11 protein-coding genes are annotated in these 12,380 nt (G+C 67.1%); 6 read left to right on the forward strand and 5 right to left on the reverse strand.

Annotated elements, in window-relative coordinates:
• Positions 1-171 precede the first annotated feature (171 nt).
• The 3 genes from pstS to IB236_RS16915 all read left to right on the forward strand — a co-directional run bounded on the left by pstS (position 172) and on the right by IB236_RS16915 (position 3,612).
• Positions 172-1,239 carry a phosphate ABC transporter substrate-binding protein PstS gene (gene pstS / locus IB236_RS16905; RefSeq protein WP_099730629.1) on the forward strand — a complete coding sequence of 356 codons (1,068 nt, stop codon included), beginning with the start codon at positions 172-174 and terminating at the stop codon, positions 1,237-1,239.
• A 112-nt stretch (positions 1,240-1,351) separates the two neighbouring features.
• A complete protein-coding gene (locus IB236_RS16910; RefSeq protein WP_192421540.1) occupies positions 1,352-2,923 on the forward strand; it encodes a CYTH and CHAD domain-containing protein in 1,572 nt (523 codons plus the stop codon).
• A gap of 20 nt (positions 2,924-2,943) precedes the next feature.
• Positions 2,944-3,612: a 3'-5' exonuclease gene (locus tag IB236_RS16915; protein ID WP_370539927.1), complete on the forward strand. Its 669-nt coding sequence runs from the start codon at positions 2,944-2,946 to the stop codon at positions 3,610-3,612.
• A 189-nt stretch (positions 3,613-3,801) separates the two neighbouring features.
• On the opposite strand, the gene IB236_RS16920 is transcribed toward IB236_RS16915, so the two are convergent.
• The gene (locus IB236_RS16920; RefSeq protein WP_192421791.1) at positions 3,802-5,856 is read right to left on the reverse strand and encodes an NADPH-dependent 2,4-dienoyl-CoA reductase; all 2,055 of its coding nucleotides are present in this window, start codon (positions 5,854-5,856) and stop codon (positions 3,802-3,804) included.
• Between the two features lie 169 nt (positions 5,857-6,025).
• Here IB236_RS16920 and IB236_RS16930 point away from each other — a divergent pair, with 169 nt between their 5' ends.
• The gene (locus IB236_RS16930; protein WP_192421542.1) at positions 6,026-6,658 is read left to right on the forward strand and encodes a TetR/AcrR family transcriptional regulator; all 633 of its coding nucleotides are present in this window, start codon (positions 6,026-6,028) and stop codon (positions 6,656-6,658) included.
• A 9-nt stretch (positions 6,659-6,667) separates the two neighbouring features.
• On the opposite strand, the gene IB236_RS16935 is transcribed toward IB236_RS16930, so the two are convergent.
• Positions 6,668-6,895 (reverse strand): SlyX family protein, encoded by a 228-nt coding sequence (locus IB236_RS16935; RefSeq protein WP_008906148.1) that lies wholly within the window; start codon positions 6,893-6,895, stop codon positions 6,668-6,670.
• 7 nt (positions 6,896-6,902) lie between these two features.
• The gene (locus IB236_RS16940; protein ID WP_056747178.1) at positions 6,903-8,093 is read right to left on the reverse strand and encodes a PLP-dependent aminotransferase family protein; all 1,191 of its coding nucleotides are present in this window, start codon (positions 8,091-8,093) and stop codon (positions 6,903-6,905) included.
• A gap of 125 nt (positions 8,094-8,218) precedes the next feature.
• Here IB236_RS16940 and IB236_RS16945 point away from each other — a divergent pair, with 125 nt between their 5' ends.
• Positions 8,219-8,698, forward strand: coding sequence for a GyrI-like domain-containing protein (locus tag IB236_RS16945; RefSeq protein ID WP_056064295.1), 480 nt, complete (start codon positions 8,219-8,221; stop codon positions 8,696-8,698).
• A gap of 51 nt (positions 8,699-8,749) precedes the next feature.
• Here the strand turns inward: IB236_RS16945 and IB236_RS16950 are convergent, their stop codons facing one another.
• Positions 8,750-9,727, reverse strand: coding sequence for a tripartite tricarboxylate transporter substrate binding protein (locus tag IB236_RS16950; protein ID WP_108499136.1), 978 nt, complete (start codon positions 9,725-9,727; stop codon positions 8,750-8,752).
• Between the two features lie 89 nt (positions 9,728-9,816).
• Positions 9,817-11,289 (reverse strand): amidase, encoded by a 1,473-nt coding sequence (locus IB236_RS16955; protein ID WP_192421543.1) that lies wholly within the window; start codon positions 11,287-11,289, stop codon positions 9,817-9,819.
• 124 nt (positions 11,290-11,413) lie between these two features.
• Between IB236_RS16955 and IB236_RS16960 the strand changes: the two genes are divergently transcribed.
• A complete protein-coding gene (locus IB236_RS16960) occupies positions 11,414-12,379 on the forward strand; it encodes a LysR family transcriptional regulator (RefSeq protein WP_192421544.1) in 966 nt (321 codons plus the stop codon).
• Position 12,380: the final 1 nt, after the last annotated feature.

Consider the following 12,380-nt stretch of genomic DNA (forward strand, 5'->3'; position numbering starts at 1 on the left):
TAGTGACTCAGCGAGAAACCTTCGCCGTTCAGGCCAATGCTTCAAATCGCTGTCATTTTGCTAGGATCGGCACCGAAATCTGTCCGTCTACTCAATGAACACGCGTGGATTTCACAGCACCTGAAATCGTGCATGCATATCGTTATTCATAAAAACCATTACATAAAACACATGAAATATATTTACCTTCTTTTGCTGGCGACCGTGGCCCTTGTGCAGGCGGGCCTGGCCAGCGCACAGACCGTGACGGGCGCTGGATCGTCGGCGGCAGCGCCCATCTACCGCAGCTGGGCCAAGGCCTATGCCAAGGCCACTGGCAGCGCGGTGGACTACGACCCGGTGGGTTCCAGCGCGGGCATGAAAAAAATCCAGCAGCAGGCCGTCGGTTTTGGCGCGACGGACGTGTACCCCGCAGAGAAGGACTTGCTGGAGCACGGCCTGCTGGCGCTGCCCGTGGCCATCACCGGCATCAGCCCCATCGTCAACCTGCCCAAGGTACAAAACACCCAGCTGCGCCTGACGGGTGAGGCTCTCAGCCGCATCTTCATGGGCGAGATTACCCGCTGGAACGCGGCAGAGATCGCCGCACTGAACCCCGATGTCTCCCTGCCCGACCTGCCGATCAAGGTGGTGGTGCGCGCCGATGGCTCGGGCACCACCTACAACTTTGCAGACTACCTGGGCAAGGTGAGCCCACAATGGAAATCATCGTACGGCGCCAAAACCAGCATCGCCTGGCCTGTGGGTGTGCTGGCCTTCAAGGGCAGCGACGGCGTAGCCAAGGGCGTGCGCGACACGGTGGGCGCCATCGGGTATGTGGACCACGGCTATGTGGCCGAATACGGCCTGACCACCGTGCAGATGAAAAATGCCGACGGCAGTTATGTCAAACCCTCCATCGATGCCTTCAAGGCGGCACTGGCCAACAGCGATTGGTCGGCCACCGGAGTTTTCCACAGCACCTTGACGCAGCGGCCCGGTAAATCGGCCTGGCCCATCACCATGGGCACGTTTGTGGTGTTCCCCAAGGTCACGCAGAACCCCGACCTGACAGCCCAGGCGCTCCGGTTCATCCTCTGGTCGTTTCTCAATGGCGACACCTTGGTGCAAGAAAATAATTTTGTCCGCCTGCCAGACCGGGTTCAGGCGTCGGCATTCAAAATCATCACCTCCATCCGGGATAATCAAGGAAAACCGCTGGGCATGAGCTTGATATCCTCCTTCAATCGCCCCTCATAATCAATCCACCCTCTCTTGAATCATTGATTTTCTATTATTGACGGATAACCGCCGCGCGCCCCTCATCCGGCGCAGCCCTGCGATGGGGATACCACGGGATAATGCCGCCACCATGGAAATCGAATTCAAGTTCTGCATCCCGCCCGACCGTCTGGCTGCCGTGCAAGCGGCGGTGCGCCGGGGCCGGTGTACCGCCATCCGCATGGAGGCCCGCTACTTCGACACGCCCGACGGCGCACTGGCGTCACGCGGCATAGCGTTTCGCCTACGGCGCGAGGGCGACCAGTGGGTGCAAACCGTCAAGGCGCTGGGCGATGGCCCGCTGGACCGGCAGGAGCACAACGTCGCACGCGGCCCCGCCACCGAAGGCACCGCGCCCGAGCCCCAACCCCAGTTGCACAGCGGCACCGTGGCGGGCGCGCGGCTGCAGCAGGCGCTGCAAGCCGCAGGCGGCTCCCTCGTCGAGACCTATGGCACCGAGATGGACCGGCTGACGCGCGACATCACCCGCCAGGGAACCGTGGTCGAGCTGGCGCTGGACACCGGCCGGGTGGTGGCCCACCGGGGCACGCCCCAGCAGGCAGAGGCCCCCATTTGCGAGCTGGAGCTGGAACTCAAGGCCGGGCCGGTGGCGGGTCTTGCAGCGCTCGCCGCGCAGTGGGCCACGCGGCACGGGCTGTATCTGAGCACCGTGTCCAAGGCCGAACGGGGCGAGCGCCTGCTGGCACCAGCTGGCAGTCCATCGGGCATTCCCATTCCATCTGACAGCCCAGCCAGCAGTGGTTCGCCCCGCAAGGCCCGACCCCGGTCCCCCCTGTACCAGCAACTGCCCGCCGGGCAGGCCCTGCAGCGCGCCGTGGTGGCGCAGTGCCTGCAGCAAATCCTGGGCCCCGCCAGCGACATTGCCGAAGGTGCGAGTGATGAGGAGCTGCTGCACCAGCTGCGCATCGGCATCCGCCGCCTGCGCACCGCCCTGCGCGAGCTGGCGCCGCTGGCCCCAGGCAACTTTGACCCCGCCTGGGAGCCGCCCCTGGTCCAGGTGTTCCAGCAGCTCGGCCATCTGCGGGACCGCAGCCAGGTGATGCAACGCATCGGTGCCGAACTGCAGGCCGCCGGAGCGCCGCCCCTGTCCACCCACCAGGGCGACAACACCGCGCTGGTGGCCCAGGCCGCGCAACAGACCGTGCGCGATGCGGCCTTTCAGGAAGCGCTCGTGTATCTGATGGCCTTTACCACCCCAGGGCTGGACGCCACGGGCGACGCCGCAGCAGGCCTGGACGCCCGTGCGACGCGCCGCCGGCTGCAGCAGCGCCTGCGCGCACTGCATGCCCAGGTGCAAAAAGGCGCAGGGGGTTTTGCCACGCGCACGCCCCAGGCACAGCACCGGCTGCGCAAACGCCTCAAACGCCTGCGCTACCTCACAGAGTTCGTGGCGCCCGCGCTGGATGCACACAGCGCCCGGTTTCTGGACAGCCTGCAGCCAGCGCTGTCGGCATTGGGCCACCTCAATGACGAGCGTGTGGCGGCAGCGCTGTACCGCGAGCTTGCAGAGTCCGGCGACCTGAAGGCCTGGTTTGGCGCAGGCTGGCTGGCGGGGCGGCAGGCCCAGTCGGTGGCGGCTTGTGAGCAAGCCCTGGGCCAGATGGAGGAAGCCCCCCGCTTGCGCAAAACCGGCAAACGCTGAAGGGACACCTACACGGCACAATGGCCCGCATGACGGCCTCTCCTCCTTCGCGGCGCCAGCCGCCCTCCGCGCCCCGCCACCCCTCTGCGCGCACTACCCAGCGCCCCACGCCAGACAAAGACCAGATCGCGCTGCTGGAACCCTTTGAACGCCTGGGCATGGACAGCATTGCGCTGGTCGCCACGCCTGCACAGGCCGACCAGGCTTGCCAGGCGCTGGCCAGCGCCAGTGCCTGGGGTTTTGACACCGAATCCAAACCCACCTTTGTGCGCGATGAGCCGTCGGACGGGCCGCACATCGTGCAACTGGCTACGCTGGAGCGGGCCTGGGTGTTCCAGCTGCACGACCCCGGCTGCCGAGCGCGCGTGGCCGAGCTGCTGGCCCTGCAGGGTGTGACCAAGGCGGGCTTTGGGCTGGGTGACGACACCAAGCGCATCCAGCACAAGCTGGGCGTGCAACCGGCCGATGTGCTGGAACTGAACACCGTGTTCCGCCAACGCGGCTACCGCAAGGACATGGGCGTGAAAGGGGCTGTGGCGGTGCTGTTCAACCGGCGCTTCATCAAGTCCAAAAAAGCCGCCACCTCCAACTGGGCCAACGCCCGGCTGAGCGAGGCCCAGCTGGTCTACGCGGCCAACGACGCGTGGGCAGCGCTGCGGGTGTTCAACGCCTTGAATCTGTCCGCCTGAGGGATAAGGAGGGCACAGCCGCCGTGACCCATCACGGCAGTCGCCATCCTGTATTCACTATCAAAAATATAGCTGCTCAGGCATATTCCACTAGCGCTACCAGCCAAAAAGACCTCAACAACACGCCTGACAGGCACTGACAGGCCCTGTGAGACCCTGTGAGCCCCTGCAGGCGATGTACGCACCGATCTACAGCCGGGCTGCCAGCCGCGCCGCCTGGTCGATGGCGCGCTTGGCGTCCAGCTCGCCGGCCTCCAGCGCACCACCGATGAGGTGGGGCTTGCGGCCCTGGGCCTCCAGGTCCTGCGCCAGGCTGCGCAACGGCACCTGGCCCGCGCACAGGACCACGGTGTCGCAAGGGATCCAGGTCGGGTCTTCGCGCTTCTCGCCGTACGAGACCAGCAGCCCTTCGTCGGCAATGCGCTCGTAGTTCACGCCACCCACCATCTCCACCGCTTTCATCTTCAGCACCGTGCGGTGGATCCAGCCCGTGGTCTTGCCCAGGCCGCCGCCCAGCTTGCCCTTCTTGCGCTGCAGCAGCGTTACCTGCCGTGCAGGGGGCGTCACGCGCGGGCCGCTGGCGGCCAGGCCACCGCGCGCCTCGGCCGGGTCGGTGATGCCCCATTCGGCCTTCCAGGCGGGCAAATCGAGCGTGGTGGAGGGGTGCTCACCATGCGTGAGGAACTCAGCCACATCAAAGCCAATGCCGCCCGCACCGATGATGGCCACACGCTCGCCCACCGGCTTGCCGTGGCGCAGCACGTCGATGTAGCTCAGCACCTTGGGGTGGTCCTGGCCGGGGATCTTCGGGTCACGCGGCTCCACACCGGTAGCGACGATGACCTCGTCAAAGCCCGCCAGGTCGGCGGCCAACACGCGCTCGTTCAGGTGCAGTTGCACGCCTGTGTCCTCCACGCGTGTGGCCAGGTAGCGCAGCATTTCGTGGAACTCTTCCTTGCCCGGAATCACCTTGGCCATGTTGAGCTGGCCGCCGATGACCGGCGCAGCGTCAAACAGGTGCACCTCGTGCCCTCGCTCGGCGGCCACGGTGGCGGCCGTCAGTCCTGCAGGCCCCGCGCCCACCACCGCGATGCGCTTGCGCGACGACACGGGGCGGTACACGAGCTCCGTCTCATGGCAAGCGCGCGGGTTGACCAGGCAGCTGCTGGTCTTGTTCTGGAACACATGGTCCAGGCAGGCCTGATTGCAGGCGATGCAGGTGTTGATGCGGTCGGCCCGGCCCTGCGCAGCCTTCTTCACAAACGCCGCATCGGCCAGCAGTGGCCGCGCCATGGACACCATGTCGGCACAGCCATCGGCCAGCACCTGCTCGGCCACCTCGGGCGTGTTGATGCGGTTGGACGTGACCAGCGGCGTGGTGATGCCTGCCGCCGCAAACTCGGCCTTCATCTTTTGCGTGACCCAGGCAAACGCTGCGCGCGGCACGCTGGTGGCAATGGTGGGCACCCGCGCCTCGTGCCAGCCAATGCCGGTGTTGACGATGTTCGCCCCGCCTGTGGCCACGGCCTTGCCCAGGGTGACGATCTCGTCCCACGCGCTGCCGCCGGGCACCAGGTCGATCATCGACAGGCGGTAGATGATGATGAAGTCCGGCCCTACGGCCTCGCGCATGCGGGCCAGAATCTCCACCGGCAGCCGCATGCGGTGGCTGTAGTCGCCGCCCCAGGCATCGCGCCGCAGGTTGGTGGCTTGCGACAGGAACTGGTTGATGAAATAGCCCTCCGAGCCCATCACCTCCACGCCGTCGTAGCCCGCCTCGCGCGCCTTCACTGCACAGCGCACGAAGGCACGGATCTGGCGCTCCACCCCGCTCGCCGACAGCGCGAACGGCGTGAACGGCGAAATCGGCGACTGCAGCCGCGACGGTGCCACGGCCAGCGGGTGGTAGGCATAGCGGCCCGTGTGCAGGATCTGCAGGGCGATCTTGCCGCCCGCCTCGTGCACGGCCTCGGTCACCACGCGGTGGCGCTTGGCCGCGCCCGAGGTCGCCAGCGTGCCCGCAAACGGTTTGGCCCAGCCCGCGATGTTAGGTGCGAACCCGCCCGTCACGATCAGGCCCACATCTCCCTCGGCCCGCTCGCGGAAGTACGCCGCCATGCGAGACAGGTCGCGCCCGTCCTCCAGCCCGGTGTGCATGGAGCCCATGAGCACACGGTTCTTGAGGGTGGTGAAGCCCAGATCGAGCGGGGCAAGCAGGTGCGGATACAACGCGGCACCAGGCATGGAGGCAGCGGCGGCAGGAGCGGCAGCGGCAGCGGCGGCAGGAGCGGCAGGAGCGGCAGGAGCGGCAGGAGCGGCAGGAGCGGCAGGAGCGGCCATGGGAGGAGAGGAATGCATGGAAGGATCGTGAACTAGAAGTATTTTCTAGAACTTTATTCTAGAATCCCGTTCCATGGCAAGCCGCAATTCCCCGCCCCCCACCTCATCCCCTGCCGAAGCCCCCACCGACCGCCGCCAGGACATCCTGAACGCCGCCCTGGCCTGCGCGGCCGAAGGCGGCGTGGATGCAGTCACCATCGACGGCGTGCGGGCGCGCTGCGGGGCCAGCGTGGGCAGCATCTATCACCACTTTGGCAACCGCGACGGCATCGTGGCAGCGCTGTTCTTCGAGATCTTTCACGACCAGTCGCGCAGCGTGCAGGCGCACCTCGATGCCGCCCAGGGCGTGGAGGCGGGCGTGTTGGCCCTGGTCACGGGCTACCTGGATTGGGTGGTGGCGCAGCCCGAGCGGGCGCGGTTCATGTTCCAGGCGCGCAGCGCAGTGGCAGCGGGCCCGCGCACGCCCGACCTGGCCGAGGCCGCACGGCGCCGCAACCAGGCGCTGGTGGCCTGGTTCGAGCCGCACCGCCGATCGGGCGCGCTGCGCGACCTGCCGTGCGAGCTGATGCCATCGCTGGTGATGGGGCCGGTGCAGAGCTATTGCAGGGCCTGGCTGTCGGGCAACGCTGCCCAAGGTGGCCTGCCGTCGCCCACCACCTACCGCACAGAACTGGCGGACGCAGCCTGGCGGTCCGTGAAAGCCTAGATCTCTAGATCAGTAATGCGGCGGCAGCTCGTCGCGCAGGTTGCGCGGGCCGTTCGAGCCGCCTTCGGGCGCCTGCTGGCGCAGCTGGATGACTTCGTGCGTCAGCCGATCGATCAGTTGCTGCTGCTGGTAGATGGTCATGTTCAGCTGGTCCAGCAGGTCTTCGGTAAAGCTGGCCTTGATCTCCAGGCTTTCGAGGCGCTGGAGAACGTTGGCGAGATCGTTGGTGTCAGACATGGAGGCGTCAGATCGCCTGGCCCAAGCGCGCTACGCCTTCGCGGATCTTGTCCACATCGGCCGTGGCAAACGACAGGCGGAAGGTGGCGTGGTCCGGGTTAGCGCAGAAGAACGGCGTGCCGGGCACAAAGGCCACGCCCTTTTCAATGGCGCGCTTGGCCAGCACGTTGCCATCGGCCACCTTGCCGCCTGCCCCTGTGAGGCGCGCCCACACGAACAGGCCGCCCTGGGGCTGCACAAATTCGATGGCGTCGCCCAGCTCCTTGCGCAGGGCATCGCCCATGGCCTGGGCGCGCTCGGCGTACACCTTGCGCACATGGGCCAGCGTGCCAGGCATGCGGCCGGCCTTGAGGTACTGCGCGGCCGTGGCCTGGGCAAAGGTGCTGGTGTGCGCGTCGCTGAACTGCTTGCACATGGTGGCCTTGCCCAGCAACTCGGCCGGAGCAATCATCCAGCCCACGCGCAGGCCGGGCGACAGCACCTTGCTCAAGCTGCCGCAGTGCACCAGCAGCTCGCGGCTGCCGGGCACGGTGGCCGACAGGTTGAGCAGGCTGGGCGGTGGCGCATCGCCAAAGTACAGGTCGCCGTAGGGGTCGTCCTCGACGATCAGGGTGTTGTGCTTCACTGCCATCTCGAGCACGGCCTTGCGGCGCTCCAGACTCAGCATGGCGCCGCTGGGGTTGCCGAAGGTGGGGATCAGGTAAACGAATTTCGGCTTGTGTTCGGCAATGAGCTTTTCCAGCTCGTCGGTCTTCACGCCATTGCCATCGATGGGCGCGCTGATGAGTTCGGCGCCGTACAGGCGAAAGCACTGGATGGTGGCGAGGAAGGTCGGGCCTTCCACAATCACCTTGTCGCCGGGGCTGATGAGGGTCTTGCCCAGCAGATCCAGCGCCTGCTGGCTGCCGGTGGTGACGATGAGGTTGTCGGCCGCTACATCCTTGGCGCCCTTGCTGGTCATGAAGGCGGCCAGTTGCTCGCGCAGCGGGTTGTAGCCCTCGGTGGCGCCATATTGCAATGCTGCGCCGGGCTCTTCGGCCAGGGCGGCGTTGCTGGCTGCGCGGATGCCTTCCACGTCAAACATCGCGCTGTCCGGAAAGCCACCCGCAAAGCTGATGATGCCGGGCTTGCCCAGCAGCTTGAAAAGCTCGCGGATGGCGGAGGTTTCTACGTTGTTCAGGCGGTCGGCAAATTGCATGGCGTGGACAGAAGTGGTTGGCAACAAACTCTGCATTGTCGCCAATTGCGACGCAGGATTCATGCGGTGTCTTTCCAAGAGGCTCTAAACTGGGTTTTCCGTCCACCGCCACTGCCCTGCCCGCCATGACCCTGACCCTCCGCACCCTGCCCCGCATGCGCCTTGCCACCATGCGCCACACCGGCGCCTACGGCCACCCGGGCCTGACCGAGTTGTGGGAGCGTTTTGGCAGCTGGTGTGCCGCCCATCGGCTGAATGATCCGCGCCCCAAGTTCTATGGCTTCAGCCACGACGACCCGGGCTGCACGCCGCCCGAGCAGTGCCGCTATGACGCAGCGGTGCAGATTGGCGTGGGCCTGCGCACCGGGCCCGATGTGCAGGTGATGGACTACGAAGGCGGCGACTACGCATGCATGCACTTTGTGGGCACGGGGCCCGAGATTGCCGCCGCCTGGGCGCAGATGGGCACGCCGGGCCAGATCCCCGATGGCTGGGAATGGGAGCCCCGCGCTGCGCTGGAGATCTACGACGAGGACTTTGCGGTGGACCCGGCCACGGGGCGCTTTCCGTGCTGGCTGTGTATTCCGGTCAAGCGGACGCGCTGAATCCCATCGGGTTGCGCTGACGGGCCGGGTAGCCCTTTTCAGCGCCGACCGTCAATCCACCCGGATATCCGCCCGTGCCGCCACGGCACGCATCAGCGGCAGCTCGCGTTCAATGCGTGCGCGCAGCGCGTCGCCATTGCCACCCAGCGGCGTCAGGCCGATGTCCACCATCTTCTTCTTGAACTCCGCCGAGGCCATGGTCTCGGCCAGGGCCTTTTCCAGCTTTTTCTGCACGGGTGCGGGCAGCCCTGCGGGCCCCACAAAGGCAAACCAGGAACCCATGTCAAAGCCGGGGTAGCCGCTTTCGGCCACCGTGGGCACGTTGGGCAGCAAGGCCAGGCGCTGCGGGCTGAGCGCCGCAATCGCCTTGATCTTGCCGGACTTGATGAGCGGGGTGGATGCCACCACGGTGTCCACCGCCAGTTGCACCTGCCCGCCCATCAGCGCCGTGAGACTGGGCGAGCTGCCGTTGAAAGGCACATGCATCATCGGAAACCCTGCAGTGGTCTTGAGCATCTCAGCGCCAAAGTGCACCGACGAGCCCGTGCCATAGGAGCCGTACGAGAACTTGTCCGGCGCGGCCTTGGCCTGGGCCACGATGTCCTTGAGCGACTGCCCCGGGGTGTCGTTGTGGGCCACCAGCAGCAGCCCCATGTCGGCCACCAGGGCCAGGGGGGTGAAGCTCTTGACGGGGTCGTACGGCAGATTGGTGCGGATGGCCGGGTTCATGGTGAGCGTGGTGTTGGACCCGAGCAGCAGGGTGTACCCGTCAGCGGGCGCCTTGGCCACCATGGACGCCGCCACCACGGTGCCCGCGCCGGGCCGGTTCTCGACCACCATGGGCTGCCCCAGACGCTCCCCCAGGGCTGTGGCCAGCAGCCGTCCCAGGATGTCGGTGGCGCCGCCAGGGGCAAAAGGCACGACCAGCTTGATGGGTCGGTCGGGGTAAGTCTGTGCCTGCGCCAGGCCGGGCGCGCCCAGCACCAGTGCGCTGAGCAGAAGACTCGATACGAAGCGGGAACGCAGCATGGTGAAGCTCTCCAGAAAGCACGTTGACAAAAGCGGGGGGTAGCGGGGGTTCACGGTGGGAGACGGAATGGCGAGCAGCAAGGCCCAGGTCACCCCAGCAAGGGGCTGCGCTGGCGCGCGTACCCACTGGCCTGGTCGTAGGCATGGCCGATCTGCAGCACGGCGGCGTCAGACTGTGCCGGGCCGATGATCTGCAGCCCCGCAGGCAGGCCGCCGGGGCCAAAACCTGCGGGGGCTGCCAGCGCGGGCAGGCCGGCCATGGTGGCGGGCACCACGGCCTCCATCCAGCGGTGATAGGTGTCCATGGTGCGGCCGCCGACCTCGTGGGGCCAGTCCAGCCCCGCATCGAACGGGAAGACCTGGGCAGCGGGCAACACCAGAAAATCGAATTGTTCGAACAGGGCGCGCAGCACCTGGTACCACGCGCTGCGCACGCGGGCCGCGTCGTACACCTGCAGGGCCGTCAGGCGCATGCCACGCTCGATCTCCCACACCGCCTCGGACTTCAGCAGCGCATGCGTGGCCAGGTTGCGATACAGGGCCGCATTGGCCCCTGCCACGCTGAAGCTGCGCAGGTCGATCCAGGCGTTCCACAGCTGCTTCAGGTCGAACGCTGGCACCACGGCCTCCACTGCGCAGCCCACGGTGCGAAAGTGCTCCAGCGCCTGCTCGCAAGTGGCCAGCACGCCGGGCTCGGTGGGCAAGTGGCCACCCAGGTCACCAAGCCAGCCGATGCGGGCACCGCGCCAATCGCGCTCCAGCGGCTGGCCCAGCAGGGCCACATCCTCGTGCCGGCGCGTGAGCGGCAGGCGCGCATCAAAACCCGCCTGCACCGACAGCAGCAGCGCCAGGTCCGGGATGTTGCGCGCCATGGGCCCGGCCACGCTGAACTGCTGGAAGAACACTTCCTCCGTCGGCCCGTGCGGCACCAGGCCGAACGAGGTGCGCAGGCCGTATACGTTGTTGAACGCCGCTGGCGTGCGCAGCGATCCCATCATGTCCGAGCCATCGGCCACAGGCAGCATGTGCAGGGCCACTGCCACGGCTGCGCCGCCACTGCTGCCCCCCGCCGACACAGCTGGGTTGTGGGCGTTGCGCGTGGTGCCATACACCGGGTTGTAGGTGTGCCCGCCCAGGCCAAACTCGGGCGAGTTGCTGCGGCCGATGAACAGTGCGCCGCCTGCGCGCATGCGCTCGAACACCACGGCGTCGGTGGCAGACACCTGCCCGGCAAAGATGGGCGAGCCCCGCGTGGTGACCATGCCCGCAGCGGGCATGATGTCCTTGGGCGCCTGCGGAAACCCATGTAGCGGGCCCAGGCTCTCGCCGCGCGCCAGTTGCGCATCGCGCTCTGACGCCTGCGTGCGCAGGGCGTTGCGGTCCACCATCGCCACCAGGGCATTCACCACGGGGTTCAGCCGGTCTACCTGGGCCAGGTAGGCGTCCAGCACCTCGGTGCAGGAGACCTCCCGCGCATGGATGGCGCGCGACAGTCCGGTGGCCGTGTAGTCCACGATGGGGCTGGGGGTACCAGCCGGGGTGACGCTGTTTGCAGGAGGCATGGGGGCTGGGGCCGGTGAATGTGTCATTTATGGGTCAGCATAAGCAGCCCACTGCGTTTCGACAATCAACGATTTCTGGGGTTATCTTTGCGTTTTACGCAATCCACACCCCGAAAGGCCCCCCATGCTTTCCAGCCGCTTGCAGGACACGGCGCTGCGCTACTTTCTGGAGGTGGTGCGCAGCGGCTCGGTCAGCGAGGCCGCCGCGCGCCTCAATGTGTCGCCCTCGGCCGTGAGCCGCCAAGTCGCCGCCCTCGAAGACCTGCTGGGCGTGCCGCTGTTTGACCGGCGCCCGCGCGGCATGGCGCCCAGCGCGGCGGGCGAGCTGCTGGCCGCCCATGCCCGGCGCGGCGCGCTGGAGGCCGACCGCGTGGTCTCCGACATCCAGGCGCTGCAGGGCCTGCGCACGGGGCTGGTGCGCATCTGCAGCTCTGCGGGTTTTGCCATCGAGTTCCTGCCCCGCGTGATGGCGCAGTTCCGCCTGCAGTACCCCGGCATCCAGTTTCACCTGCGCGTGGCCAGCCCCGCAGCTGTGACCGTGGCGGTGCTCAACGGCGATGCGGACATTGGCCTGACCTACAGCCGCTCGGCCGAGCGGGACATCACCGTGCAGCACCGCCAGGCCGCACCCGTCATTGCCATCATGCGGCCGGACCACGCACTGGCACGCGCCCACTCCGTCACGCTGGCGCAGATGCACGCCTACCCCATCGCGCTGCCCGAGCGGGACAACACCGTGCGCCAGCTGTTCGACATTGGCTGCAGCCAGCGGGGCCTGGTCTTTGAGCCCGCGCTGGTGTGCAACCACTTTGAGACGCTGATGCACTTTGTGCTGCATGGCGGCGGCCTGTCCATCTCGGGCGAGGTCACGGTGCGCGACCGTGTGCAGCGCGGCGAAATGCATGCCGCCCAGATCCGCGAGCCCGGCATGAGCGCCCGCGCCGCCGAGCTGCAAACCCTGAGCGGCCGCACCCTGCCCGCTGCCGTGCGCATGTTCCTGGAGTTTCTGCAGGCGCAGCTGCGGGACAATGCGCCACCGGCCACGCCCGCCAAAAGAAGCCAGCCCCCTACCCCACCCCGCCAACGATGAT

The sequence above is a fragment of the Acidovorax sp. ACV02 genome (assembly GCF_014851475.1).
In the GTDB taxonomy this organism is placed as follows: Bacteria; Pseudomonadota; Gammaproteobacteria; order Burkholderiales; family Burkholderiaceae_C; genus Acidovorax; species Acidovorax delafieldii.